Source organism: Streptomyces sp. NPDC037054 (genome assembly GCF_055606745.1).
Genome location: NZ_JBVJSJ010000002.1, coordinates 368,755 through 393,977, shown reverse-complemented (window position 1 = coordinate 393,977; position 25,223 = coordinate 368,755). Strand labels below are relative to the sequence as shown.

Annotated in this window: 18 protein-coding genes and 1 tRNA gene; 9 read left to right on the top strand and 10 right to left on the bottom strand. The window is 74.1% G+C overall.

Going from position 1 to position 25,223, the window contains the following annotated elements; translation table 11 throughout:
• The 8 genes from ACZ7D7_RS06745 to ACZ7D7_RS06710 all read left to right on the top strand — a co-directional run bounded on the left by ACZ7D7_RS06745 (position 1) and on the right by ACZ7D7_RS06710 (position 13,398).
• Positions 1 to 1,689, top strand: coding sequence for a PP2C family serine/threonine-protein phosphatase (locus ACZ7D7_RS06745; protein WP_470822867.1), 1,689 nt, complete (start codon positions 1 to 3; stop codon positions 1,687 to 1,689).
• 100 nt (positions 1,690 to 1,789) lie between these two features.
• Complete coding sequence (locus ACZ7D7_RS06740) at positions 1,790 to 3,136, top strand: vWA domain-containing protein (RefSeq protein WP_470822866.1); 1,347 nt, start codon at positions 1,790 to 1,792, stop codon at positions 3,134 to 3,136.
• 74 nt (positions 3,137 to 3,210) lie between these two features.
• Positions 3,211 to 4,965 (top strand): FHA domain-containing protein, encoded by a 1,755-nt coding sequence (locus tag ACZ7D7_RS06735; RefSeq protein ID WP_470822865.1) that lies wholly within the window; start codon positions 3,211 to 3,213, stop codon positions 4,963 to 4,965.
• Between the two features lie 252 nt (positions 4,966 to 5,217).
• Positions 5,218 to 5,631, top strand: coding sequence for a globin (locus tag ACZ7D7_RS06730; protein WP_470822864.1), 414 nt, complete (start codon positions 5,218 to 5,220; stop codon positions 5,629 to 5,631).
• A 178-nt stretch (positions 5,632 to 5,809) separates the two neighbouring features.
• A complete protein-coding gene (locus ACZ7D7_RS06725; protein ID WP_470822863.1) occupies positions 5,810 to 9,091 on the top strand; it encodes an FtsX-like permease family protein in 3,282 nt (1,093 codons plus the stop codon).
• Positions 9,092 to 9,302: 211 nt separating this feature from the next.
• Entirely contained in the window at positions 9,303 to 12,134 is a 2,832-nt protein-coding gene (locus ACZ7D7_RS06720; RefSeq protein WP_470823202.1) for an FtsX-like permease family protein, read from the top strand.
• Positions 12,131 to 12,310, top strand: coding sequence for a hypothetical protein (locus ACZ7D7_RS06715; RefSeq protein ID WP_470822862.1), 180 nt, complete (start codon positions 12,131 to 12,133; stop codon positions 12,308 to 12,310). The genes ACZ7D7_RS06720 and ACZ7D7_RS06715 overlap by 4 nt, the downstream gene beginning before the upstream one ends.
• Positions 12,311 to 12,369: 59 nt before the next feature.
• On the top strand, positions 12,370 to 13,398 hold the full coding sequence (locus ACZ7D7_RS06710; RefSeq protein WP_470823201.1) for an ABC transporter ATP-binding protein: 1,029 nt from the start codon (positions 12,370 to 12,372) through the stop codon (positions 13,396 to 13,398).
• A 4-nt stretch (positions 13,399 to 13,402) separates the two neighbouring features.
• Here ACZ7D7_RS06710 and ACZ7D7_RS06705 read toward each other — a convergent pair whose 3' ends face one another.
• The 8 genes from ACZ7D7_RS06705 to ACZ7D7_RS06670 form a co-directional block, all read right to left on the bottom strand.
• Positions 13,403 to 14,083 (bottom strand): DUF8185 domain-containing protein, encoded by a 681-nt coding sequence (locus ACZ7D7_RS06705; protein ID WP_470822861.1) that lies wholly within the window; start codon positions 14,081 to 14,083, stop codon positions 13,403 to 13,405.
• On the bottom strand, positions 14,080 to 14,490 hold the full coding sequence (locus ACZ7D7_RS06700) for an acyl-CoA thioesterase (protein WP_470822860.1): 411 nt from the start codon (positions 14,488 to 14,490) through the stop codon (positions 14,080 to 14,082). The genes ACZ7D7_RS06705 and ACZ7D7_RS06700 overlap by 4 nt, the downstream gene beginning before the upstream one ends.
• Positions 14,491 to 14,494: 4 nt before the next feature.
• Positions 14,495 to 16,159 carry an energy-dependent translational throttle protein EttA gene (gene ettA, locus ACZ7D7_RS06695; protein WP_470822859.1) on the bottom strand — a complete coding sequence of 555 codons (1,665 nt, stop codon included), beginning with the start codon at positions 16,157 to 16,159 and terminating at the stop codon, positions 14,495 to 14,497.
• 137 nt (positions 16,160 to 16,296) lie between these two features.
• The gene (locus ACZ7D7_RS06690) at positions 16,297 to 16,641 is read right to left on the bottom strand and encodes an SCO4225 family membrane protein (RefSeq protein ID WP_470822858.1); all 345 of its coding nucleotides are present in this window, start codon (positions 16,639 to 16,641) and stop codon (positions 16,297 to 16,299) included.
• A gap of 167 nt (positions 16,642 to 16,808) precedes the next feature.
• A complete protein-coding gene (locus ACZ7D7_RS06685) occupies positions 16,809 to 18,221 on the bottom strand; it encodes a Cys-Gln thioester bond-forming surface protein (RefSeq protein WP_470822857.1) in 1,413 nt (470 codons plus the stop codon).
• Positions 18,222 to 18,505: 284 nt separating this feature from the next.
• A complete protein-coding gene (locus tag ACZ7D7_RS06680) occupies positions 18,506 to 18,994 on the bottom strand; it encodes a single-stranded DNA-binding protein (RefSeq protein ID WP_470822856.1) in 489 nt (162 codons plus the stop codon).
• Between the two features lie 286 nt (positions 18,995 to 19,280).
• The gene (locus ACZ7D7_RS06675) at positions 19,281 to 21,416 is read right to left on the bottom strand and encodes a YfjP family GTPase (RefSeq protein ID WP_470822855.1); all 2,136 of its coding nucleotides are present in this window, start codon (positions 21,414 to 21,416) and stop codon (positions 19,281 to 19,283) included.
• A 3-nt stretch (positions 21,417 to 21,419) separates the two neighbouring features.
• On the bottom strand, positions 21,420 to 23,021 hold the full coding sequence (locus ACZ7D7_RS06670; RefSeq protein WP_470822854.1) for a dynamin family protein: 1,602 nt from the start codon (positions 23,019 to 23,021) through the stop codon (positions 21,420 to 21,422).
• Between the two features lie 321 nt (positions 23,022 to 23,342).
• Here ACZ7D7_RS06670 and ACZ7D7_RS06665 point away from each other — a divergent pair.
• Positions 23,343 to 23,415: transfer RNA gene (locus tag ACZ7D7_RS06665), tRNA-Arg, on the top strand.
• A 146-nt stretch (positions 23,416 to 23,561) separates the two neighbouring features.
• On the opposite strand, the gene ACZ7D7_RS06660 is transcribed toward ACZ7D7_RS06665, so the two are convergent.
• Complete coding sequence (locus ACZ7D7_RS06660) at positions 23,562 to 24,338, bottom strand: hypothetical protein (protein ID WP_470822853.1); 777 nt, start codon at positions 24,336 to 24,338, stop codon at positions 23,562 to 23,564.
• The gene (locus ACZ7D7_RS06655) at positions 24,335 to 24,610 is read right to left on the bottom strand and encodes a DNA replication complex GINS family protein (RefSeq protein ID WP_365364972.1); all 276 of its coding nucleotides are present in this window, start codon (positions 24,608 to 24,610) and stop codon (positions 24,335 to 24,337) included. Before ACZ7D7_RS06655 ends, ACZ7D7_RS06660 begins: the two co-directional genes overlap by 4 nt.
• Positions 24,611 to 25,223: the final 613 nt, after the last annotated feature.

Genomic DNA, 25,223 nt, shown 5'->3' with positions numbered 1-25,223 from the left:
ATGTCGCAGATGCCCCAGTTGTCCGCCTGCCCGAGCTGCGAGGAACCGCTCGAGTCGGGTGACCGTTTCTGCGGTGCGTGCGGATACGACCTGTCCGCCGTACCGACACGGCCGGACGACCATCCGACGGTTACTTCGAACGGCACGGCGACGCCTCCGGCCGGCGCGGGGGAGGCACCGCCGGTGACACCTCCGACGACGCCGCCCGCCACGCCTGCGGGGACTCCGCACGGGGGTGCGGCGCAGGCGGCCCCGCCGACAGGCACGACCGTGCCGCCGGCCCCGCCGGCCCCGCCGGTTGCGCCCGGGACGCCCGTGGTGCCGGACGCCGCGCGGGGCGCCGCCCGGGTGCCCGGCTCGCCTCCGCCGCCCCCTGGGCCCCCGCCGCCCCTGGCCTCCCCGGCGGCCACCGCGCCGCCGGTCGTACCGCCGGTCGTGCCGCCTGCCGTGCCTCCGGCCGCGTCTCCGGTCGCGCCGCCTCCGGTGGCTTCCGCGTCGGCCGCCGAGGCGGCGGGAACCGCCGAGCCCGCCGAGCCCGCCCCGCCCGCCGGAGGCGTCCGATTCGACCGGCCGCCGGGGCAGGGCGAGTTCGGGTCCTCGGCGGTCGGGCGGGACGGCGCTCGGCACAGCGGCTCCGATGCCGCCGGCGGCGCCTCCCCGGCTCCGGACGAGTACGCGCTGCAGGCTCCGGACGAGTACGCGCTGCAGGCCCCCGACCCCCGCGTCGCCGCCGAGCCGGCCGCCGCCCAGGACCCGGCCGAGCCCTCGGCCGCCGTCAAGGTGTGCGTGGCCTGCCGGGCCGGGCGCGTGGACAGCGACGGGTACTGCGAGAACTGCGGGCACGCCCAGCCCCGCGAGCGCGACCACATGGAGCAGGACGCCGGCACGGTCGCCGCCGTGAGCGACCGGGGCCTGCGCCACCACCGCAACGAGGACGCGTTCGCGGTCGCCCGCACCGCGCTGCCCGACGGCTCCGCCGCCACCGTGGCGATCGTCTGCGACGGCGTCTCCTCGGCGACCCGCCCCGACGACGCCTCGCTCGCCGCGTCCCGCGCCGCCGGCGAGGCGCTGCTCGCCGCACTCCCCCGGGGCACGCACCCGCAGCAGGCCATGCACGAGGCGATCGTCGCGGCCTCACGCGCCGTCAACTCCCTCGCCGCGGAACCCGCGACGGCCCTGGAGCAGGGCCCGCACCAGAACGCCCCCGCCTGCACCCTGGTCGGTGCCGTGGTGACGCCCGGTCTCCTCGTCGTCGGCTGGGTCGGCGACAGCCGCGCCTACTGGGTCCCGGTGGACCGCTCCGCGCCCCCCGCCCGCCTCACCGAGGACGACTCGTGGGCGGCGCAGATGGTCGCGGCCGGCCTGATGAACGAGGCCGAGGCGTACGCCGACGAGCGCGCCCACGCGATCACGGGCTGGCTCGGCGCCGACGCGTACGAACTGGAGCCGCACACCGCGTCGTTCAAGCCGGACCGGCCGGGTGTCGTGGTGGTCTGCACGGACGGCCTGTGGAACTACGCGGAGGCCGCCGAGGACATGGCCCGGGTCGTCCCCCTCGACGCCGCGACCCGACCGCTGCACAGCGCCCAGGTGCTGGTGGGTCACGCCCTGGACGGCGGGGGCCACGACAACGTAACAGTGGCCGTCGTGCCGTTCCCGGCGGAGCAGCAGGGGGCAGGATCGGCCTGAGGCCGCACGGGACGAGGCCACACAGGGACCGGAGGGGACCGGTCCCGCGGACAGCGGGCGCCCCGCCCCGGTGGGGCGCCTCAGGGGGAGCGGAACAGCCATGGCCAATTTCTCGAAGTCGAACGTGCCGCACTTCGCGGTGGACGTCCACCAGAACGAGTACCTGCCGGAAGGCGGCCGCGAGGTCAACGCGATCCTCACCGTGACCGCGACCGGCGGCGGCACGGTCGGCAGCGCGGTCACCGCTCCGCACCTGTACTCGTCCGGCCGGCGCCCCTCCGCGGCCGTGGTGCTCATGGTCGACTGCTCGGGTTCGATGGACTACCCGCCGACCAAGATGCGCAACGCCCGCGACGCCACGGCCGCCGCGATCGACACGCTGCGCGACGGCGTGCGCTTCGCCGTCATCGGCGGCACGCACGTCGCCAAGGAGGTCTACCCGGCCGACGGGGGCCTCGCGGTCGCCGGTGCCACGACCCGCGAGCAGGCCAAGCAGGCGCTGCGCAGGCTCAGCGCGGGCGGCGGCACGGCGATCGGCACGTGGCTGCGGCTCGCCGACCGGCTGCTGTCCTCGGCGGACGTCGCGATCCGGCACGGCATCCTGCTCACCGACGGCCGCAACGAACACGAGTCGGCAAAGGATCTGCGCGCGGCCCTGGACGCGTGCGCCGGACGGTTCACGTGTGACGCGCGCGGTGTGGGCACCGACTGGGACGTGAAAGAAGTCACAGGGATCGCCTCCGCCCTGCTCGGCAGCGCGGACATCGTCGCCGACCCGGCCGGGCTCGCCGCCGACTTCACACGGTTGATGGAGACGGCGATGGGCAAGGAGGTCGCGGACGTCGCGCTGCGGCTGTGGACCCCGGTCGGGACGACGGTGAGGTTCGTGAAGCAGACGGCGCCGACCCTCGAAGACCTGACCGACCGCCGCGCCGAGGCGGGCCCGCGGGCCGGCGACTACCCCACCGGTTCCTGGGGCGACGAGTCCCGTGACTACCACGTCTGCGTGGAGGTTCCGCCCGCGGAGCTCGGCCAGGAGATGCTCGCGGCCCGCATCTCGCTGGTGGCCCCGCAGCCCGACGGCACCGTCCAGAACCTCGGCGCGCAGGGTCTCGTACGGGCCGTCTGGACGGACGACGTCGTCGCGTCCACGGCGATCAACCCTCAGGTCGCCCACTACACGGGGCAGGCAGAACTGGCGCAAGTCATCCAACAGGGCCTGGATCTTCGCAAAGTGGGCGATAGGGACGGAGCAACGGCCAAACTGGGCCGCGCCGTTCAGCTCGCGAGCGCCTCCGGAAACGCGGACACCGCGAAACTGCTTGCGAAGGTGGTGGACGTGGTCGATGCCGCGACGGGTACTGTGCGACTGAAGGCGAAGGTCGAGGAGGCCGACGAGATGACTCTCGAGACCCGGTCGACGAAGACCGTTCGTGTGAAGAAGTGATCTGAGCGAGCCCGACCCCCCGGGGTTGGAGAAATCCGGCCGCGCGGCCGGAAAGGAGAGGGGGAAGCGCCGACATGCCGACCTGCCCGAACGGACACCAGTCGGGTTCCGACGACTGGTGCGAGGTCTGCGGTCACCGCATGGCCGGTGCCGTACCTCCGCCCCCTCCGCCGCCCCCGCCCGGCGGCGGCTACGGCTTCCCGCCGCCCGGTGGTCCGGGTGGCCCCGGCGGCCACGGTGGCCCTGGGGGCCCGCAGGGTTCCGGCGGCCCTGGTGGCCCCGGCGGTCCGGGTGGTCCCGGCCGGCACGAGCCGGAGCTGTGCCCGCAGTGCCGCACACCCCGTGAGGGTGGCGCGCCGTTCTGCGAGGAGTGCCGGTGGAACTTCCTCACCAACACGGCGACCTCGTACACTCCGGCCGCCCCGCCCCCGCCCGGCCCCGGCGTGCGCTTCCAGCAGCCGCCGTCCGGTCCGTCGTACGGCGGCGGTCAGGACTCGTTCGACTACCAGGGCTCGCGCCCGTCGCAGATGAACCGCCCCGCCGAGCCGATCCCCCCGGGCCCACCGCCCTTCGGCGACCCGTCGGGACCTGGCGGGCACGGCGGGCACGGCGGCCCGCATGGTCCTGGGGGCCAGGGTGGTCCGGGCGGCCTGGGCGGTCCGGGTGGACACGGCGGACCTGGCGGTCCCCCGCACCCTGGCGGCCCCGGCGGACCTGGTGGACCTGGTGGACCCGGTGGACCTTCCGGTCCGGGTGGCCCGATGGGTTTCGGTCCCGGCGGTCCCGGTGGGCCTGTGCACCCCGGCGGTCCCGGTGGCCCGGGTGGGCCTGCGGGTCCGGGTGGCCCTGGTGGTCCGGGCGGCCCGCAGAGCGGGCCTCATGGTGGACCCGGTGGACCGGGTGGACCTCAGGGTCCCGGCGGCCCTGACGGCGGCCCCGGTGGTTTCGGTGGCCCGTCCGGCTTCGGCGGCGGCCCTGGCGGCCCCGGTGGCCAGCAGGGTCCCGGTGGTCCGGGTGGACCCGGCGGTCCGTCCGGCGGCTTCGGCGGCGGCCCGGGTGGACCCGGTGGTCCCGGCGCCCCCTCCCCCTTCGGCGACCCGTCGCGCCCCGTGCCGCCCCCGCCCGGCCCCACTCCGCCCGCCGGCCCCGGTGGTCCCGGTGGTCCCGGCGGCGGCCCTCAGGCGTTCCAGCAGTCCGGCCCCCCGGCTCCGCCCGGATTCCCGCAGGAGACGCACCGGCAGCAGCCGGGCGGCCCGGCGGGCGGTGCCGAGGACGACTGGATGCTGCCCCCGCCGTCGAACGGCCCGGGCGGCCCTGGTGGTCCGGGCGGCCCACAGAACGGCGGCTGTTACGGCTACCCGCCCCCCGGCGCGACCCAGGCCCCGCCCGGAGGCCAGGGCGGCTACAACCAGGGCCCCGGCCCGACGACGTGGCTGGCGACCATCGGCCCCGACCGCGAGTACTTCATGGCGATGATGCAGCGGTCCGGCCCCGAGGCCGCGGGACTGAACCTGCCCGCGTACTCCCCGGAGCAGCAGCGCACGCTCACCGGCAACCAGGTGACCATCGGCCGCCGCCGCCACTCCACCGGCGAGACCCCCGACATCGACCTGTCGGTGCCGCCGGAGGACCCGGGCGTCTCGCACCAGCACGCGGTGCTGGTGCAGCAGCCGGACGGCAGCTGGGCCGTGGTCGACCAGAACTCGACGAACGGCACCACGGTCAACGGCTCGGACGAGCCGATCCAGCCGTTCGTGCCGGTGCCGTTGCAGGACGGCGACCGGGTGCACGTCGGGGCGTGGACGACGATCACGGTCCGCCGCGGCTGAACGCGCCGTCCCACGGGACACCAGGTGACCGGCTGCCTCACGGGGCGGCCGGTCACTTCGCGAGGAGCCGGACGTACGGCCCCTCCGGACCGCCGAGCCGGGCCCCCTCGCGGCCGACGTAACCGTCACCCCGCAGGCGCCGCGGGTCAGCCCCCGCAGAAAACGGAACAGGTCCTCGTCCCGTGCGGCCCCGGATGGGCCGATTTCCGCGGGGTCCTACGTCTTGAGTCCTCGGTCCCCCTGTCTGAGAGCATGGGGGGCGTGAAAGAGATTCGGCGCGGCACGCTTCAGGAGCAGACCTTCTACGAGCAGGTCGGCGGGGAGGAGACCTTCCGCCGGCTCGTCCACCGTTTCTACCAGGGGGTCGCCGAGGACCCGCTCCTGCGCCCCATGTACCCGGAAGAGGACCTGGGCCCGGCCGAGGAGCGGCTCACGCTGTTCCTGATCCAGTACTGGGGCGGCCCCACGACGTACAGCGAGAACCGCGGCCACCCCCGGCTCCGCATGCGCCACGCCCCCTTCGTCGTGGACCGCGCGGCCCACGACGCGTGGCTCAAGCACATGCGCGACGCGGTCGACGAACTCGGCCTCTCCGAGGAACACGAACACACCCTGTGGAGCTACCTGACGTACGCGGCGGCATCCATGGTGAACACCCCGGACTGAGCCACACGAGCCGTGCGCGGGAGCATGCTCCCCCGCCGTGCGAATTGCGGTCACCCCGCGCCGGATTCCGGTCACAATCGGATCAAGTCCGGTCTACAAGCGCTTACCCGTACCCCGTGCCCTCTGACAACATCGCCAAGAGGTCTGGACAACACGGGGTGTGGTGGGGGGCGGCCGGGTGGTGGGGGGCTGGGGGCGTGCGGGCTTCGTGGTGGCGCGGGCCTGGGCGCATCGGGTGGTGCTCGGTGCCGCGTTGCTCAGTGTCGTGCTCACCACGGCGGTGCTCGCCACGCTCACCGCGTACTCGGGTGCGATCGGTGACGCCGCGTTGCGGCACGCGCTGCGGGACGCCCGCAACGCCGCCGACACGGCGCTGGTCGTCAGGGCCGATGTGCCGCCGGAGCGGCGGGAGGCCGCCGGTGAGGCCGTGGCCGACGGGGCGCGCGAGGTCTTCAGCGGGATGCCGGTCACGCTGCGCACCCTCACCCGGTCCGGCCCGTACGCCCTCCCCCGTTCCCTCCAGGCGCCCGGCGCCCGTTCCGGCGACCCGGACCTGACGCACCTCGCGGCGCTGGACCGCACGCAGATCCGCGTCACGCGGGGACGTCCGCCGCGCGGTCAGGGCTCCGCCGTGACCGAGGTCGCGCTGCCCGAGTCCGCCGCCCGCGCCCTCGGCCTCGAGGCCGGCGCCCGCCTCACGCTCACCGACCGGCTCGGCGGCCCGGACGTGCGGATCCACGTCACCGGCCTGTACCGCCCCGTCGACTCGGCCGCCCCGTACTGGCGCCTGGACGACCTGCGCGGGCGCGGTGTCGTCGAGGTCGCCTTCACGACGTACGGTCCGCTGCTCGCCGACCCGGCCGTGCTGGCCGGCGGCCGGGTGAGCGTCGGGGCGTCGGCGTGGCTGGCGTCGGCGGACTTCTCGACGGTCACCGCCGAACGCGCGGGCGCGCTGCGCGAGTCCGTCCGGGACGGCGGCGCCGCACTGCGGAAGGAGGCGGCGCTGGGCGGCTCGCCGGAGGTGAGCACCGCGCTGCCCACCGTCCTCGACCGCGTGGAGCGCGCCTCGCTGGTGTCCCGGTCCACCCTGCTGATCGTGGCGCTTCAGCTAGCGCTGCTCGCGGGCTGCACGCTGCTGCTGGTGGCGCGGCTGCTGAGCGGCGAACGCGCGGCCGAGACACGCCTGTTGAGGGCGCGCGGCGGCTCGCGCGGCCAAGTCGCCCGGTCGGCCGCCCTGGAGGCGCTGCTGCTGGCCGTGCCCGCCGCGGCCTGCGCCCCGCTGCTCGCCGGTCCGCTCACCGGACTGCTGGCCGGGCAGGGCGCCCCGGCCCGCATCGGGCTGCACCTCGACACGTCGGTGGCGTCCGTGGCCGGGCGCGGCGCCGTGTGGCTGGTGGCGGCGGGCGTGGCCCTGGCGTGTGCGGTCGCGGTGGCGCTGCCCGCGCTGACGTCGACGTTCACCACCGGGCGGGCCCGGTCGCTGCCCGGCTCGGTGCGGGCGGGCGCGGACGTGGGGCTGCTGGTCGTCGCGGGCGTCGCGTACTGGCAGTTGGACGGCCGGGCCACGGGCGCCGTCAGCAGCGACCGGTCGGGCGCCCTCGGCATCGACCCGCTGCTGGTGGTGGCGCCCGCGCTGGCCCTGTTCGCCGGCACGGTGCTCACCCTGCGGCTGCTGCCGCCCGCGGCCCGGCTCGCCGAACGCCGGGCGGCCCGGGGCCGCGGACTGCCCGGGGCATTGGCGGGCTGGCAGTTCAGCCGCCGCCCGGGACGCGGCGCGGGCCCGGTGCTGCTGCTGGTGCTCGCGGTGGCGCTGGGCATGCTCGCGATCGGGCAGGGCTCCTCGTGGGACCGCTCGCAGGACGACCAGGCGGACTTCCGGGCCGGGGCGCCGGTGCGCGTACTCGGCACCGGCGACAGCGAGTTGGGCCGCACACAGGCCTACGCGGCCGTGCCGCACATCGAGGAGGCCGCACCGGCGGTCCGGTCGACGCTGCCGATGTCGGCGAGCCGGACGGCGACCGTCCTCGCGCTGGACACCGCGCACGCGGCGGACACGCTGCTGATGCGCGGCGACCTGGCGCCGGGGGGTGTGCGCCCGCTGCTCTCGACGCTGCGGCCGAAGGGTGACACGGAGGGCGTGCGCGTGCCGGCCGGCACCGAGCGGCTGCGCCTCAAGGCGGCCCTGCGCGGCGCGAGTCGGGGCACGACGGCCGAGGTCAGGGCCATGGTGCGGGACGCGTACGGGACGCCGTACAAGCTGGCGTTCGGGCGGCTCCCGGCCGACGGGCGGAGCCACACGCTCACCCTCGAACCGGCCGCCGGCGGCACCGATCCGGGCCCGCTCACCCTCACCGCGTTCCAGCTGGACCTGCCACAGCCCGCCGGCCGAGCCGAACAACACCGGCTCGTGATCGGCGGGTTGACCGCGGAGGGAGCACCCGGCTCGGACGGCACCCGGCTCGCGCTGAGCGCCGACTGGGCCCTCACCGCGAGCACCACCAGCACGGTGTCCTCGCCCGACGCGAGCACCAGCCCGACCACACCGCGCCTGGTCGGCGCCGCCCCGCTGACGGTCGCGTACGGCACCGGGTTCGTCCCGGAGGGCAGGTTCGCGGAGGCCGCGCAGCTGACCGTACGGATGCGGGTCGCCCAGCCGGCGCTGCCCGAGGTGACCGCCGTCGCCACCGACCGGTTCCTCGCCTCGGCCAACGCCCGCACCGGGCAGCGCGTGGACGTGACGCTCGCCGGGTCCACCGTCCCGGTGCGGATCGTGCGCTCGGTCCCGGCGCTGCCGACGACCACGGTCGGCGGGGCGGGCGACGGCGGCGCGCTGCTCGTCGACCTGACCGCCGTCAACCGCGTGCTGGAGGCCCGGTACGGCGAGGGCATGGCGCCCACCGAGTGGTGGCTGCGGCCCGCGCCCGGCGAGAGCGCGCGGGTGGCGGCGGCCCTGCGGGCGCGCCCGGACGCCGATCCGGCGCGGGTCGTCGTCCGGGACGAGATCGCCGCGGAGCTGCGCCGCGACCCGTTCGGGGCCGGTCCCTCGGCCGGGTTCGGCGCGGCGGCCGTCGCGGCGGCGGCGCTCACCGCGGTCGGGTTCGCGGTGAGCGCGGCCGGGTCGCTGCGGGAGCGGGGCGCCGAGTTCGCCGTACTGCGTGCCCTGGGCACCTCGCGGCGCCGGCTGGCCCGCGTGATCGCCGCCGAGCACGGCGTGCTGGTGGGGATCGGTCTGCTGGTGGGCGTCGTCCTGGGCGCGGTGCTGACCCGCGCGGTCGTCCCGTTGATCCTGCTGACCTCGGGGGCCACGCGGCCGGTGCCGGACGTGCTGGTGCAGTTGCCGGTGGGCCGCGTGGCCCTCCTGCTGGCCGCCGTGGCCGTCGTACCGCTCGTCGTCACGGGGGTGCTGGCGGCACGGCGGGCCGCACCGGTGACGTCGCTGCGGGATCAGGGAGGTGAGTGAGGTGGGCGGCACGGGGTCGAAGGCGGCGCTGTGGCTCCGGGACACCGCGCGAAGGGTGCGGGGCCGGGACGGGGGTCGGGTCCGGGACCGGGACCGGGGCCAGGGCCAGGGCCAGGGCCAGGATCGGGGTCAGGGCCAGGACCGGGGCCAGGGCCAGGGCCAGGACCGCGGCCAGGATCGGGGCCAGGGCCAGGACCCGGACCGGACGGCGATGCGGGCGCGCCCCACCGCGCCCTGGGTCCGCACGCGCCTGCGGGCCGCGCCCGGGGCCGCGTGCGCGCTGGCGCTGCTGGTGGCGCTGACCGCGTGCCTGGCCGCCGCGCTGCCCCGCGCCGTCGACCGGTACGGCGACGCGGGTCTGCGGCACGCCGTCACGGCGGCGCGGCCCGACAGCACCACCGTCCGGATGTACGCCCCGCAGCCCGACCTCGCCCTGCCGCAGCCGCGACGGGAGGCGGCCCTGCGCCCCGCCGCGCTGGACGGCCAGTACGCCCAGATCCGCGCCGCCGCCCGCGCCTTCCCCGTCGACGCGGACCAGTCGTCGTACGGCGTCCGCACCGCCGAGGACCAGGAGGTCCCGGAGCGCTGGCTGCCGAGGCCGTACGGGCTGCCCGCCCGCGTCTCCCTCGTCGCACAGGCCGGGCTCGCCGACCACTCCCAGCTGCGCGCGGGCCGGCTGCCGCGCGCCGACGGCACGGTCACCGCGGCGAGCCCGGAGATCGAGGCCGCCGTCAGCGCCGAGACGGCGAAACACCTGCGCATCAAGGTCGGTTCGGTCATCCACGTGCCCGCCGTGCGCCGCGGCCCGCTCGCCGTCCGGATCACCGGCATCGTCGTCCCGCGCGAGCGCGCCAGCGCCTACTGGTCGACAGAACCCCTGCTGCGCACGCCGTCCCTGATCCGGGTGCCCGGGCCGGGCGACCCGCTCTTCTACTGGCTCGGTGCGCTGCTGCTCCCGCCCGACGCCGCGCCCGCCATGCTCGGCACGGCCGGAGAACCGTGGCTCTACTGGCAGTTGGCCCCCTCCACCGACCGGCTGCACGCCCACGACCTGCCCCGGCTGCGGACCGCCGTCGCCGACCTGGAGACCGGACCGGCCATGCAGCGCGTCCGCGAGGCCACCGACCCCCGGGCCTGGGCGAGCACCGAACTCGACGAGGTCCTCGCCGGATACGCGGGTCTGCGCTCCGCCATCGGCCCGCTCGTCGCGGTCGCCGCGTTCGGCACCGGGACGGTCGCCGTGGTCGTCCTGCTGATGGCGGGCGGCCTCGCCGCGGACCGCCGTCGCCCCGAACTCGCCCTGCTGCGCGCCCGCGGCGGCTCCCTGCCGGGCATCGCGGGCCGGCTGTTCGCCGAGACGGCTGTCGTCGCCGTGCCCGCGGGCGCGCTGGGCCTGACGGCCGCGCTGCTCGTCGTGCCCGAGGGACGCCGCACGTACGCCGTGGCCGCCGCGCTCGCCGTCACCGTCCTGGCCTGCGCGGCCCTCCCGCTGCGCGCCGCCGCGGCCCACCGCTCGGCGGCGCTGCACGGCACACGCCGTGACGTGACGTCCGTACGCCCGTCCCGCCGCCGCACCGTCGCCGAACTGACGCTGCTGGTGCTGGCGACGGGGGCCGTGGTGGCGCTGCGGCGCAGGGGCACGGGCGGGGCCGGCCGCGGGGCCGATGAAGCCGGGGGTGCGCGGGGCGCCGTGAGCGGCGGTGACGTAGGTGACCAACTGGTCGCGCTGGCACCGGTGTTGGTGGCCGTCATCGCGGCGCTGGTGCTGGTGCGGCTGTATCCGCTGCCGCTGCGCGCGCTGGCCCGGCCCGCCGGGCGGCTGCGGGGTGCGGTGGCCCATCTGTCGCTGGCCCGCGCGGGCCGTACGTCGGTGTCGGCGGTGCTGCCACTGCTGGCGCTGCTGACCTCCCTCACCACCGCCGCGTTCGGCGGCTCGGTCCTGACGGGCGTGGCCGAGGCCCGCGACCGGGCGGCCCTGCTCGCGGTCGGCGCCGACGCGCGCGTCGAGGCGTTCCACACCCTGCCGACGGACCTGCCCGACCGGCTCCGCCGCACACAGGGGGTACGCGACGTGACCCCGGTGAGCATCGCCTACCACGCCGAGCCGAACGACGGCCGGGTGTCGACGCCCGTGGTGGGCGTGGAGCCGGAGGGCTACGCGGAGTTGGCGCGGCGGACGGGTCTCGGGGCGTTCGGTGCCGGGAAGTTGAAGGCGTCCCACGCCGAGGGAGCCAATGCCCCCGCCCCCACCTCCGCCTCCACTCCCGCCCCTACCTCCGTCTCCACCCCCGTTCCCGCTCTCGCCTCCCCCGCCGTGGCCGAGCGCTACGGCACCCGTCCCTTCCCCGTGCGCATGGAGGACCGCTCCGTCGTCACCGTCCGCATCGTCCTGGTCCGGGACCGCACGCCGGCCCTCGTCGACCAGGACTTCCTCGTCGTGGACCGGGCCGCGCTCACCGCCCGCGCCGCGCGGCCGAACGCGCTGCTGCTCACCGGCGACGGCCTGGACGGGCCCGCGTTGCGCGAGGCGGCCGGCGACGGCCCGGGCGTGAAGCTGCGGGACGAGGAACGCGCCCGGTACGTCGACTCGCCCCTCCAGTCCGGCGCCGAGCGCGTCTACACCGCGGCGGTCGCGGCCGGCGCCGGCTACACCGTCCTCGCCCTGCTGCTGACGCTGCTGCGTGCCGCCCCCGAACGCGCCGCGCTCCTCGCCCGGCTGCGCACCATGGGCCTCACCCGCGCCCAGGGCCGCCGACTGCTCGTCCTGGAGTCGCTCCCGCAGGCCGTGCTCGCCGCGGCGGGCGGCGTCCTGACGGGCTGGGCGACCATCCGCCTGCTCTCCCCCGGCATCGACCTGACGACGGTCGCGCTGCCGTCGGCGGCCGCCGCGGCGGAACGGGCCGCGCTGCACACCGACCCGGTGTCCCTGGCCGTACCGGCACTCGCGGTCGTCGCCCTGACCGTCGGCGTGGCGGCCGGCCAGGCATGGTGGACGGGCCGCAGAGGATCCGTACGGGAACTGCGGGCGGGAGACACGGGATGAACGACGGGACGAAGAACGGGACGGACGACGGGACGGGCGTAGGGACCGGCGTCGGAACGGCCGACGGGACGGCCGACGGGACGGCCGACGGGACGGCCGACGGGACGGCCGACGGGACGGCCGACGGGATCAGCGACCAGAGGACGCGGACGAACCACCGGAGGAAGCCCCGATGACCGCGAAAGCCGCCAAGACCACCAAAACCACGAAGACCACGAAGACCACGAAGACCACGATGTCCGACGCGAAGTCCGCGACCAACCCCACCCTCGCCGACCTGGCGCAGCGCGCGAGCGCCGCCCGCGAGCGCCCCGGCTACGGCCACGACGCGCTCATCACCTGCGACCGGCTCGTCCGCATCTTCACCGTGGACGGCGTGGAGGTCCAGGCTCTCCAGGGACTCGACCTGCTCGTCCGCGAGGGCGAACTCGTGGCCCTGGTCGGCGCGTCCGGCAGCGGCAAGTCCACGCTCATGAACATCCTCGCCGGTCTCGACACCCCCACCGCCGGCGCGGCCCGCGTCGCGGGCCGCGACCTGCTCACCATGAGCGCACGGGACCGGCTCGCCTACCGCCGCGAGGTCGTCGGCTTCGTCTGGCAGCAGACCGCCCGCAACCTGCTCCCCTACCTGACCGCCGCCCAGAACGTGGCCCTGCCCCTGCAACTCGCCGGAACCGGAGCCGGAGCCAGTGCCGGAGCCAGTGCCGGACGCCGGAGCCTGAGCCGGATCCGACGCCGCACCGCCCGCACCGCCCGCACCGTCCGCGCCCTGGAACTCCTGGAGTTGCTCGGCGTGGCCGACTGCCGCGACCGCCGCCCGCACGAGATGTCCGGCGGCCAGCAGCAGCGCGTCGCGATCGCCGTGGCCCTCGCCAACAATCCGGCGGTCCTGCTCGCCGACGAACCCACCGGCGAACTCGACTCGGGCACCGCGCAGCAGATCTTCGCCGCCTTCCGCACGGCGAACGAACAGCTCGGCACCACCATCGTCGTCGTCACCCACGACCAGGCGGTGGCGAGCGAGGTGCGCCGCACGGTCGCCATCCGCGACGGCCGCACCTCCACGGAGGTGCTGCGCCACAGCGAGGTCGACGAGACGACCGGCCACGAGACGGTGGTGGCACGCGAGTACGCCATCCTGGACCGCGCGGGCCGCCTCCAGCTCCCCGCCGAGTACACGCGGGCCCTGGGCATGCGCGACCGCGTCGCCCTGGAACTGGAACCGGACCACATCGCCGTACGCCCGGACGACGACCGCGACTGAACCGTCAGCGCACGCTGAGGCCCAACGCCCCAAGTCCCGCCCGCCGTACGGCGATCGACCCGTAGGGCGTGCGCAGCCGCAGCCACGCGCCCGACGCGAACAGCACGGGCGCGCCGGCCGCCGAAGTGGTGGGCCGGAGGAAGCCGAGGGACTGGGCGGCGTGCACCGCGCGGACGGGCAGCCCGGTGTCCCCGACCGTGCGGGACCAGATCTCCCGCCCGATCCGGTCGAGTTCGGCGCGGGTACGCCCCTCGGGCGCCAACTCCTCCGTACGGGACCGGAATTCACCGACCGCGGCGGCGACCATGGCGCGCAGCGCGTCCGGCGCGGGAAGCCCCGGCTCGGGCTGCCAGCCGCCGCGCGGTGGCAGGACGCCCGCCCACGGCGGACCGGTCACCGGTGCCGGCACGACGGCCGTGGCGGCCCGCTCGTCCACCGACTCCAGCAGTTCACCGGCGGACACGGTCACGTCGAGCGTGACGTCCAGACCGTCCTCGTAGGGCTTGGCGAGCCGCACCGCGCGGATGGCCAGCACCTCGAAGGAGGGCGGCCGGCCGAAGACGGCGAGCGCGGTGCCCGCCGCCTGGAGGCGCACGGCGGCGCCGCGGTCGTAGTGGAGCAGCCGGGAGAGGAAGGCGGCGAGATCCGCCGCCTCCCCCTCGTCGGCGAGGTGGAGCACCGTCATGCGGCGACGGCCTCCGGATCCTTGTCCATGTACTCCTCGAGGAACTCCCGCTCCTCGTCGGTGATCCGGCGCGGCCGCTGGTGCTCGAAGTCGAACGGCACGATCACCGTCGACGCGCGGACGTAGATCCGGTCGCCGTCCTTCACCTCGTAGGTGACGGTGAAGGACGCCACCCTTATCTCCGTGACCCACAGCTCGATGTCCACCGGCTCGTGCCGGTGGACGAGCTGCTGCTTGTAGTCGATCTCATGGCGCGCCACCACGGACCCCTGCTTGAAGTCCTTGTCCGGCCGGAACAGGAAGTCGATACGGGCTTCCTCCAGGTAGCGGAGGAAGACCACGTTGTTGACGTGACCGTACGCGTCCATGTCCGCCCAGCGCAGCGGGCAGCGGTAGATGTGCCGCAAGAGATCAGCCCCGGGTCAGCTTCTTGTAGGTGGCGCGGTGCGGACGCGCGGCGTCCGGACCGAGCCGCTCGATCTTGTTCTTCTCGTACGACTCGAAGTTGCCCTCGAACCAGAACCACTTGGAGTCGCCCTCGTACGCGAGGATGTGCGTGGCGACGCGGTCCAGGAACCACCGGTCGTGGGAGACGACCACGGCGCAGCCGGGGAACTCGAGGAGCGCGTTCTCGAGGCTGCTGAGGGTCTCGACGTCGAGGTCGTTGGTCGGCTCGTCGAGGAGCAGCAGATTGCCGCCCTGCTTGAGGGTGAGGGCCAGGTTGAGGCGGTTGCGCTCACCGCCGGAGAGGACCCCGGCCGGCTTCTGCTGGTCCGGGCCCTTGAAGCCGAAGGCGGAGACGTACGCCCGCGAGGGCATCTCCACCTGGCCGACGTTGATGTAGTCGAGTTCGTCGGAGACGACGGCCCACAGGGTCTTCTTGGGGTCGATGTTCTCGCGGCTCTGGTCGACGTAGGAGATCTTGACCGTGTCGCCGACCTTGATCGAGCCGGAGTCGGGCTGCTCGAAGCCCTGGATCATCTTGAACAGCGTGGTCTTGCCGGCGCCGTTCGGGCCGATGACGCCGACGATGCCGTTGCGCGGGAGCGTGAAGCTGAGGTCGTCGATCAGGACCTTCTCCCCGAAGGCCTTGGTGAGGTTGTTGACCTCGACGACGACGTTGCCCAGGCGCGGGCCCGGCGGGATCTGGATCTCCTCGAAGTCCAGCTTCCGCATCTTCTCGGCCTCGGCGGCCATCTCCTCGTAGCGGGCCAGACGCGCCTTGGACTTGGCCTGGCGCCCCTTGGCGTTCGACCGCACCCACTCCAGCTCGTCCTTGAGGCGCTTCTGACGCTTGGCGTCCTTCTGCCCCTCGACCTTGAGGCGGGATGCCTTGGTCTCCAGGTACTTGGAGTAGTTGCCCTCGTAGCCGTGCAGCCGGCCGCGGTCGACCTCGCAGATCCAGCCGGCCACGTTGTCCAGGAAGTACCGGTCGTGGGTCACGGCCACGACGGTGCCCTCGTACTTGGCGAGGTGCTGCTCCAGCCAGTTCACCGACTCGGCGTCGAGGTGGTTGGTGGGCTCGTCGAGCAGCAGCAGGTCGGGCTGCTCGAGCAGCAGCTTGCACAGCGCGACGCGGCGACGCTCACCACCGGAGAGGTTGGTGACGGGCCAGTCGCCGGGCGGGCAGCCCAGCGCGTCCATGGCCTGCTCGAGCTGGGCGTCGAGGTCCCAGGCGTTCGCGTGGTCGAGCTCTTCCTGGAGCTTGCCCATCTCCTCCAGCAGCGCGTCCGAGTAGTCGGTCGCCATCAGCTCGGCGATCTCGTTGAACCGGTCGAGCTTGCCCTTGACCTCGGCGACACCCTCCTGGACGTTCTCCAGGACGGTCTTCTCCTCGCTCAGCGGGGGCTCCTGGAGCAGGATGCCGACCGTGTAGCCGGGCGACAGGAACGCGTCCCCGTTCGACGGCTGCTCCAGCCCCGCCATGATCTTCAGAACAGTCGACTTACCGGCACCGTTCGGGCCGACGACGCCGATCTTGGCACCCGGAAGGAAGTTCAGGGTGACGTCGTCGAGGATCACCTTGTCGCCGTGCGCCTTGCGCGCCTTGCGCATGGTGTAAATGAACTCAGCCAAGAGAAACCGTCCGGCAGCTTGAAATCTGGCAGTGGGCAGATACACCCCATCTTGCCGTACCGCCACCCCTCGGCGGAAACGCGTATCATCCGAGGGCTCTGACCTGGGGTTTCCCTAATGGCGGGCCCGGTCTTCCGTCAGCCCCGCGACGGGTCCAACCCTCGGCGCGGGCCGCGCAGGGCCTCCCAGACCGCTCCCAGGGCCAGGGACTGGAGCAGCGCGGACACGATCACCCCGGTGATCAGGTACCAGGTCGCTGTCTCCGGGCCGAACAGTGCTTCCCCTGTCAGGGAGACCAGGGCGAACGTCGGGAGGGTGAGCAGGGCGGGCCACACCCAGATCAGGGATTCCATGCCGTGGTTCGTGAAGAGCGGCTGGATCAGGGCGACGCCGATGGCGATGCCGACCACCCCGAGGTAGACCGCCGAGGCGGGGTTGGCGAACATCAGGCGTCGAAGCGTGCGTTTCGGAGCACGTTTCATGGTGTCGTTTCACCCCGTGCCGTCGAGTACCTCCGATCGTCCGTCGGAAACGGGGAGGGGGACAGGGCGGGACTCCCCGACGGGCCTCGGAACGCAGGCGGCGCCTCCATGGTGGTGGCCGGAGACGGCGCCTCCATGATGGTTGAAGGCGCCCGCCCGCGTCGCCGTCAGCCGTTCGTCCCGCTGTTCCTGCGGCGCGTGATCGTCAGGGCCGTGCCGCCCAGGAGGAGCAGGGCCACCGCCAGGACCGCTATCAGTGGGGTCATGTCGGACGAGCCCGTTTCGGCGAGGTTGGTGTCCGGGGCCGTGCCGCCCACTGTCGCCGGGCTGGGCTCGGTCAGGGTCTGGGTCGTGTCGCCGGCCTCGCTGCCCTGGGTCAGGCAGTCCAGTACGCCGGTGAAGCGCTTCTCGACACCGCCCGGTCCCTGGATCGTGAAGTCGTACGCCTGGTCCTCGCGCAGCGGGATCGTCACCGTCCGCGTCTCGCCCGCCGGGATCGTGTGCCGCGTGCCCATCAGCTCGAAGGTGAACGGCTCGTCGCCCTCGTTGCCCGCGGTGATGTCCACGCCGCCCTTGGCGCAGTTCTTCGCCGCGGACAGCGCCGGGATCGCGCCGGTCCCGGCCCAGGTGGCGTCGGCCGTCGCCGAGACCGTGGACTCGCTGGAGCCGGCCAGGATCTGCGTCTGGCTCCGGCTCTCGGAGGTGAACGCCCGCCCGACCGGCACCGTCGTCGAGGCCTGCACGGTCAGCGTCGCCGTGCCGTCGGCGGCGTCCTCGGGCACCTCGAAGAAGATCTGGCTGCCGTCCACGGCGGACGTGATCTCCTTGCCGTCCTTGCCGACGACGCGCACCCCGCTCACGGCGGCGTCCGCAGGCGGCGTCACGGTGACGCCGGCGGCGTCGGTCCGGACCGTGACCGGCCCGAGCCGATCACCGGGGTGACCGGAAACAGCGGGCGGATCGAGGGCCAGGGACGCCTTGGGCTCCGGCAGCTCCCGGGCGTTCTTCTCCAGGTAGTCGGCGAGCTTCTCGGCCTGCGGGTCGACGGCGTCGACGTCCGCGCCGTCCGAGTAGCGCCAGATCGCCACCTGCGTCCCGGCCGCGGCGTCCTGCTCGGAGAGGCCGCCCTTGACGCCGGCCTTCGCCGCGAGGGCCGCGAGGTCGTTCACCTGCGGGTAGGAGTTCTGCAGGATCCAGCGGATGCGGCCCGCGTCCTTGTTCGCGCCGAGCGACGTGCCGCTCCACGGCGTCTCGTGGTACTTGGCGTCCTTCTGCGTGGGGTTGTGGACGTCGACGCAGTACGTCTGGAGCGTGCCGCCGCCCTCGACGGACATCTCGAACAGGCCCGCCGACACCTGCTGGTCGCCGGCTTCGCCGCGTATCACCGCGGTGCCGTAGGTCTCCAGGCCGTTTATGGTGGCGGTCGCCCCGCCCTCGTTCTGTGCCGTCTCGTCGGCGGAGGCGGCCGGGCCGGCGCCGGCCAGCGAACCGGCGGCGACCAGCCCGGACAGCAGCGTCGCGGCGGCGACACGGGCCGCCCCTCGCCGCCGCGTGGACAGCGCGGAGAACGAAGCAAACACGCAAATTCCCTTTCGAGCAGGACCCGTTGACGTGGGGGAACGGTCCCACCAGCAGAAATCAGAAGCCCCGGGAGCTATGCCCGGCATCCTAAGGAGGCCACGGAGCGTGCCTCGCGGCGATGCCGTCCGACGACCGATCCGACTCGGAATCGTTATCGCCAACACCGGCTCCGAGCAGGGCTTGTCGGCACATTGCCCGGTGTCGTCCGGGACGCATTCGCTGATAAGCCGCAGTTCGGGCCGCCGGGTGCCAACGGGGCGGCGGACCCGTTTCCGATCTTCCGTCATGTCGCCAAGGCCGGTTCCGACGCCGCCTGTTGGGCGCCCGCGCCGGCCGGTTCCGTGGAGGTCGTGGCCGTCGGCGGTGTTTCCCAGTCGGGTTCGGGGCGCGGTGCAGCGGCGGTCTGCTGCTCCGGCCTGTTGGTGCGCCGGAACGCGGCCGTGCCCCGCGCGAGGTCGTGGCCGATGGCGACGGCGTCGATGTCCGCCGACGTCCGGCTCTGGCCTTCTCGGATCTCCGAGCGCACCTTCAGCCTCCCCTGCACGATGACCGGTTCACCCACCGACAGCGACGCCACCACGTTCGTCGCGAGCTGCCGGTTGGCCCACACCGTGAAGAAGTTGGTGTGTCCGTCCACCCATGTCTCCTTGTCGCGGTCCCAGTAGCGTGTGCCGGCCGCCAACCGGAACCGCACCGACGCGCCCGACGCCAGTTCCCGGTACACCGGCTGCGTCGCCACGTTCCCCACCGCGCAGACCATCGTCTCGTTCACAGCGAACCCCTCCCTCTCCCGGCCCCGAACGCCGGGCGGACACGCGTACGGGCCCGTCCCGTACGGCTGCGTCTGCCGCGCCGCAGGCCTCGGACACCTCGTCCGCCGACCGTGCGCCGCGACGGCCTCGCCCGTCCTGCCGGGCGATCGCCGTGATGCCAGACTGCCGCCGCCGGGCCGAGCCCGCCGAACGCTGTGGACGCACCGCCCACCTGTGGAAAACCCCGCCACCCGAACGAGTGAGAAGGGTCCGGCACGGGGCCTCAGCCCACCGAGTCACGGGGCCTCAGCCCACCCCGGCACCTGCTCCCGCACCCACACCCACCCCCGTGACCTTGGCGTACTGCTCCCGCACCTCCCGGTACCGCAGCAGTTCCGCCGCCACCGGATCCAGCACCCGGGCCCTGCCGCACCCGGCCGCCGCCTCCCGCAATCGGCGTTCCGCATCCTGTCCGTATCGCCGGGCCGGTGCCCGTGCCGCCATCCGGCAGCTCCACTCGATGAGCGGACCGCCGACGATGCCCGCCACCATGAGCAGCACCGGCACCCCGAGGTTCGGCGCCATGAAGCCGATGATCTGCCCAAGCAGCCAGAGTCCGCCGACGACTTGCAGGATCGTCATGGCCGCCTGCGCGAGCACCGCCGCCGGCCACCACCCGGGGCGGGGCGGCCGGCCGGACGGCAGTCCGGCCCGGGCCGCGAGTTCGTCCAGCGCCTCCGGCAGCCCTTGCGAGCCGCGCACGGCCGCCTCGCGCACCGCCTGCGCCCACGGCGCGGGCAGCCCGGCCGAGGCCCGGTCGGACACCGTGCGCACCGCCTGCTCGACGCGCTGCCGCGCCGTGGCCTCGGCGTCGGCCTGGGCACGCAGGGGCAGCCGCCCCGTGGGGGGTTCGCGCCGGTCGTGGTACCAGCGCCACAGCCGCAGCCAGGGCGTCCCGCACGCGCGGTTGGCGTTGCGCAGCCACGCGCGTTCGGCGGCCTCGCCCGCCGCTGTCGCGCCCACCGCGTCCGCGAGCCGCGCCGAGAACTCCTCCCGCGCCTCCTCGCTGAGCCCGGTCTGCTGCCCGGAGACGTAGACGGGCCGCAGCCGCCACGCCGCCGCGTCGACGTCGGCGGAGATGCGGCGTGCCGGTGCGGCCCGCTCCGTCACGAACTGGCCGAGGGCCTCGCGCAGTTCGCCGACGCCGTCGCCCGTGAGCGCGGACAGCGCGAGCACGGTGGCGCCCGGTTCGCCGTACTCCCCCAGGGCGATGCCGTCCTCGTCGAGCAGTCGGCGCAGGTCGTCGAGGACCTGTTCGGCGGCCTCGCCGGGCAGCCGGTCGACCTGGTTGAGGACGACGAACATGACCTCCGCGTGCCCGGCCATGGGCCGCAGATACCGCTCGTGGAGGATCGCGTCGGCGTACTTCTCGGGGTCCACGACCCACACGACCGCGTCGACGAGGGCGAGGATGCGGTCGACCTGCTCGCGGTGCTGCACGGCGGCCGAGTCGTGGTCGGGCAGGTCGATCAGGACGAGCCCGCGCAGCTGCGGATCGGCGTCCCCGCCGTGCAGCGGGCGGCGCCGCAGCCGGCCGGGGATGCCGAGGCGGTCGATGAGGGTCGCCGCGCCGTCACTCCAACTGCACGCGATGGGCGCGGCGGTGGTCGGCCTGCGCACGCCCGTCTCGGAGATCGTCACGCCGGCCAGCGCGTTGAACAGCTGTGACTTGCCGCTGCCGGTGGCGCCGGCGATGGCGACGACGGTGTGCTGCCCGGACAGCCTGCGCCGCGCGGCGGCTTCGTCCAGCACCCGGCCCGCCTCGGTGAGCGTCCGGCTGTCGAGGCGGGCGCGGGAGAGCCCGACGAGTTCCCGCAGGGCGTCCAGCCGGGTCCGCAGGGGCCCGTCGTACGCCAGTGGCGCCGTGGTCTGCGCGGTCGACGCCCGGCTCTCCACGGCGGTGAACTGCTCGGCGGAGGACGCCGTCTCGTTCACGCGCCGGGCGATCAGCCCGTCGTCCCAGGCGCCTTCGGAGTCCGCGGCGTCGTCCGCCTCGGGGTCGGCGGAGCGGGCGCCGTCGGATCGGGCACCGTCGGAGCGGGCGCCGTCAGCGCGGGCACTAGCGGCACGAGCGCCGTCGACGGGGCGGCCGTCCGGGCGGGCACCGTCGGGGGCCTCACCGGAACGGTCCTCCCCGGCGCCACCCCGCCGCTCCGAGCGCCCCTCGGCGCCCTCACCCCCTTCGCGGCGCCCGCCGCGGTCCTCGTGGCGCTCGCCGCGGTCGTCCCGCCCTCCGCGGTCGTCGCGGGCGTCCCGCTCGTCGCGGTCGTCGCGGGCGTCGTGATCGGACGACCGGCCGCTGGACGACCGGCCGCTGCCGGATCCGGTGCCCTCCGGGCGGTCGGCGTGATCGGTGTGGTCCTGATCAGTGACGGCGGTCACCGGTCACCTCTCCTTCTGCAGTACGGACAGCGCGGCGATGAGTTCGGCCTGCGGCTCGGGCTGGACGTCCAGGGCGTCGAGCGGGGCGAGCCTGCGCTCGCGTTCGGCGTTGACGACGCGGTCGACGTGCTCGACGAGCAGCCGCCCGCCCCGGTCGCGCAGCCGCAGCGCCCCGTGCGCGCCGATCCGCTCGGCGATCCCCTCGCCGGCGGCCCGCGCGCGGCGTCCGCCGAGCAGCACCGTGGCGGCGAGCGCGGCGACGACCTCGGGGTCGGGGGCGACATTGCGGTCGAGCTCGGCGACCTCCTCCTCGGCGTACTCCTCGAGCTCGCGCCGCCAGCGTCGTACGGCGAGCCCGATGCGGTGCTCGGCGGTCTCCGCGGCCGGGTCGCGCTCGATCAGCCCGGCGGCGGCGGGTTCGCGCCGCCAGGCGTCGTCGACGCGCTCGTCGGCGGCGGTGACGGCGCACAGCAGGAGCGCGCCGAGACTTTCCACGAGGGCGTCCAGGAGCTCTCCGGCGGTGCAGTCCAGGGGGAAGGCCCGCCAGCGCTTCAGGGCGTCCCCGGCGAGCACGGCACCGGCCTGCAGTCGGCCTCGCACGCGCGTGTGCTCGCTGTCGTAGGCCGAGTCGACGGCGGAGGTGAGCCGCAGGGCGGCGGCGTACTGCGCGGCGGCGGCGCTCGCCAGCTCGGGCATGCGGGACTTGAGGGAGCCGAGGACGCCGTACGCGGTACGGGCCATGGCGTGCTGGCGGGCCGCCGGGTCCTGCGCCTGGTGGACGAGCCAGGTCCGCAGCGCGGCCACGGCGGTGCCGGGCAGCAGGCCGCCGCCCCAGGCCGACTCGGGCAGTTCGGGCACGGTGAAGCGCGGTACGTCGCCGAGGCCGGCCTTGGTGAGCAGGGCGCCGTACTGCCGGGACACCTCGGAGACGACCTGGTGCGGCACCCGGTCGAGGACGGTGACGAGGGTGACGTCGTACTCCTTGGCGGTGCGCAGCAGGTGCCAGGGCACCGCGTCGGCGTAGCGGGACGCCGTCGTGACCATCACCCAGATGTCGGCGGCGCACAGCAGCTCGGCGGCGAGCACCCGGTTGTCGGAGATCAGCGAGTCGATGTCGGGGGCGTCGAGGAGGGCGAGCCCGCGCGGCAGGGTGTCCGCGGTCTCGATGCGCAGTACGCGTGCGGGGTTCTCGCCCGGGAGCAACAGGTCGTCGTCCGGGTCGCGCCGGGGCGCCCACACGCGCGTGAGGTCGGGCAGCACGCGCATGCCGCTGAACCAGTGCTGGTCCTCCGGATGGCAGACCAGCACCGGCGTCCGTGTCGTCGGCCGCAGCACGCCCGCCTCACTGACCCGCCGTCCCACGAGCGAGTTCACGAGCGTCGACTTCCCGGCTCCGGTGGAGCCCCCCACGACGGCCAGAAGAGGTGCTTCGGGCTCTCTGAGGCGGGGCACCAAGTAGTCGTCGAGCTGCGCGAGCAGTTCGTCGCGGTTGGCACGCGCGCGTGGGGCCCCCGCCAGGGGCAGCGGGAAGCGTGCGGCGGCGACACGGTCGCGCAGGGCGGAGAGTGCGTCGAGCAGCTGAGGCCGTACGTCCAAGGTCACCACATGCGAAGAATGCCCAATTTTAGGGGAATTCTGAAGCATATGAGCATGTCTGCGCGCCGACCGGACACAAGGGGCGGAAGGGGCGAGCGGGGAGCAGGCGCGCTCCAGGCATAACGAGTGCACAACACCCGATGCGCGAGAGGCAAAAAACGGTGCACGATTCGTACCCGCCTGCGATTATCGGGACCGCTTCACCGAACCTCCACATCGAGCCACGGAGGCGAAGCGACAGGGGCAGGGATGCGGGAGCCCTATCCTTGTCCCCGGCAACGTCAGGTACCGGCCACAGCCGGTCGTACACGACAGAGGCCACCACACCAGGCCCCCGTAGCTCAGTGGATAGAGCAGGCGCCTTCTAAGCGCTTGGCCGCAGGTTCGAGTCCTGCCGGGGGCGCTCGCACTACTTGACCAGCGGAAAACGCTGGTCGCTTTCCTTTCTCGACCTATGCACATCGCTGTCAGGCCAAGCGCCTTGACTGTGTCCACGAGCGTGGACACACCCCGGCACCGGAGCTGCGGTTCGAGCTGACGGATGCCTGGCTACCGCTCCTCGTCCAGCACTTGGGCAGCCATACGTGGGTCCATGAGGTTGGACCATGCCTGTTCAGCAGGGAGCAAGTCCCTCTCGGGCAGGGCGTACTCCGGATACCAGCCCTCAGCCTCGCAGCCGGGGACGTTGCGCAGGATCAGCACGGTCAGGTTCGGCGGTACGGAGCCGGTGATTCGGACGGCGAGGTAGGTCTCGTGGCCGTCGTCCGCCCGCACCTGGAGGCCAAGGGTGAAAGTGTCGAACTCCCGCGTGTGCTCACGGCCGTCGCGCAGCGTGGCCTGCGCCAGGTCCCGCAGAGTCGCCCGCAGGCGGCGCACGAAGCGGACACCTGCCTCGGCGCGGTACCGGACGTGGTCCTCGCGCGCGGGCAGAAGGTAAGCGGTGTGCGTCGTGGTCTTCAGGCCGTCGGAATGTTCCGCGTTGTAGCGCGCCCGGGCGGCGCGGCCATCGGCCTCAAGGGCCGCATAGAAGTCGTCACCCGAGCCGTCCTCGCGCCGACCCGCCGCGACAAGCCACGGCAGGTCGGCGTCCAACCACACCGCGCCGCGCCACCGCTGCACCTTGACCTTGAACAAGACCTGGTCATCCACGGACCGGATGCGTTCATGTTTGCCGTCCTCGTCCGCGAACTGCTCGGACGCTTTGGCCAGCACCGGGTGGTCGATCTCGTCCAGCGGCGCCGTGACCGGCGGCACCGCGAGGCACAAATCCTCGCGTAAGCAGCGCAGTGTCGGGCGAGCCGGGCGCAGCGGGCTGGGTCCGCTCATTCCTCGATTCCCCCGACCGCGTCGATCTCCTCCGCGGTCAGCCCGGTCAGCAGCATCACATCGGATTTCAGCGACCCATCCAGCACGCTGAGCGCCTCCACCATCCCGGACCGCAGATCCTCACGGCGCTGCTCCAGATACGCCCGGACCGCCTCGGCCACCAGGTCCTTCTTCGTCAGGCCCAGGAAATGAGCACCCTGGCTGATCAACTTGTCCGTCGCCGGGTCCACCTTCAGCGGGGACTGGCGTACCGACTTCGCCGCGGTCGTCATCGTTAACGCACCTCCGTCGCCATAGTACCTAAATACCTCATGGTTGTCTCGGCGACACCGCTGCCGAATCGCCCCGGCTCCGGCCGACGGCACGCGCCCTCGCTACCCGAGACGTCCATCGAGCAGGGTTCCCGGAATCGACAGCAAGCGCTTTGACGATCTCCGTTTCGTGGACGACCTGCAAACACGCAGGTGAGCACATCGCTCAGGCCCGAGCACCTTTTGAGTACTTGGCCACAGGTTCGAGTCCTGCCGGGGGCGCCCTTTCCAGCCAGGGCCTGGATCACGGCCGGCCCGTACGCGCGCCGCCCGGCCCGCACCATGTACGCCGCCCCTCGCGGGCGCACCCCTCCCTGACCCTCGGCCTTCCTTTGCGGCACGCACTCCGCCTCGTCCAGGATTGGGTTCCACTGACGTGGCCGCGCTTGAGTGCGAAGTCGTCGACGCCGAACACCCGCTGGCTTCCTCAACCACCGGTTCAGGCAGGCTCGGACCAGATTGAGCAGAGTGTTCGCACTGACCGGGCACCGGACTCCTCGGACGCGGCGGGCCCCGGTCCGGTCCGCCAGCGCGAGGCCGACTGCCTGAAGTGCATTGCGCTGCAGCACTCAGA

Bases quoted from the DNA above. Each gene is read 5' to 3' on its own strand.
- ACZ7D7_RS06745 (WP_470822867.1), top strand. From the start codon at position 1: ATGTCGCAGATGCCCCAGTTGTCCGCCTGCCCGAGCTGCGAGGAACCG.
- ACZ7D7_RS06690 (WP_470822858.1), bottom strand. From the start codon at position 16,641: ATGAAACGTGCTCCGAAACGCACGCTTCGACGCCTGATGTTCGCCAAC.
- ACZ7D7_RS06660 (WP_470822853.1), bottom strand. From the start codon at position 24,338: ATGAGCGGACCCAGCCCGCTGCGCCCGGCTCGCCCGACACTGCGCTGC.
- ACZ7D7_RS06740 (WP_470822866.1), top strand. From the start codon at position 1,790: ATGGCCAATTTCTCGAAGTCGAACGTGCCGCACTTCGCGGTGGACGTC.
- ACZ7D7_RS06730 (WP_470822864.1), top strand. From the start codon at position 5,218: ATGGGGGGCGTGAAAGAGATTCGGCGCGGCACGCTTCAGGAGCAGACC.
- ACZ7D7_RS06735 (WP_470822865.1), top strand. From the start codon at position 3,211: ATGCCGACCTGCCCGAACGGACACCAGTCGGGTTCCGACGACTGGTGC.
- ACZ7D7_RS06715 (WP_470822862.1), top strand. From the start codon at position 12,131: ATGAACGACGGGACGAAGAACGGGACGGACGACGGGACGGGCGTAGGG.
- ACZ7D7_RS06720 (WP_470823202.1), top strand. From the start codon at position 9,303: ATGCGGGCGCGCCCCACCGCGCCCTGGGTCCGCACGCGCCTGCGGGCC.
- ACZ7D7_RS06705 (WP_470822861.1), bottom strand. From the start codon at position 14,083: ATGACGGTGCTCCACCTCGCCGACGAGGGGGAGGCGGCGGATCTCGCC.
- ACZ7D7_RS06655 (WP_365364972.1), bottom strand. From the start codon at position 24,610: ATGACGACCGCGGCGAAGTCGGTACGCCAGTCCCCGCTGAAGGTGGAC.
- ACZ7D7_RS06710 (WP_470823201.1), top strand. From the start codon at position 12,370: ATGTCCGACGCGAAGTCCGCGACCAACCCCACCCTCGCCGACCTGGCG.